General features: G+C 41.8%; 1 pseudogene. It reads right to left on the reverse strand.

Going from position 1 to position 704, the window contains the following annotated elements:
* Positions 1–580 (reverse strand): annotated as a pseudogene (locus AAEZ02_RS21745) (hypothetical protein); the annotation flags it as partial.
* Positions 581–704: the final 124 nt, after the last annotated feature.

The raw sequence follows: 704 nt of genomic DNA on the forward strand, positions 1-704 counted from the left end.
AACTAACCCGGACAATTTTTTCATTCACATCATCATAAACGTCAAAAGTAACAAAGCCTGCTAATGAGCCTGAAACTGATTCTTTACAGGTTTCAGTCATCGTTTCCTTAGTGTTAGCAACAGTTTCAGCACCGGTATCAATAACATCCAAAGTGGAGTCAACAAGGTTAGCGCACTGATGCTCAACCCCTTTCATATTTTCTATCAGTTGCTTTTTGGCAATCATATAGGCTTTGTTATAAGCCCCACGCTTTGAGAGTAAAGTCGCATTAAAGTTATCGTAGGTTGTATAACTCACGCTACCAATAGATAAAATGCCAGTACCACTGCCTACTTGGATCATTTTGACGCCATCTTCATCGTCATCAATTAATGCTTTATGGGCGACGGCAATAGCAAGCTCAGCATTATCAGCGATGACAGCATCACCTTTAACTGTGGCTTGCTCTGCGTTGGCAACCGTCGTATTAGGGCGCGCTGGCACCATATCCGTTAAATCAAAATCATCGGCAGCCACTGCCTGCATAGTTAAAGCCGGCATCGCTAAAGCCATAGCTAATGTGAGAATTTTTAGTTTCATCATCAATCCTTAATACCTGAGAGTAAAATCATTTTCTATAACAATGGCAGGAAGCGCATTGTCAGTCATAGTTGAAAGCGCTTGATGTACAGCATCTGCCAATTCGCCTGTATTGCCTTTGTAA

It is taken from the genome of Shewanella sp. T24-MNA-CIBAN-0130 (assembly GCF_040310185.1).
GTDB lineage: Bacteria > Pseudomonadota > Gammaproteobacteria > Enterobacterales > Shewanellaceae > Shewanella > Shewanella psychromarinicola.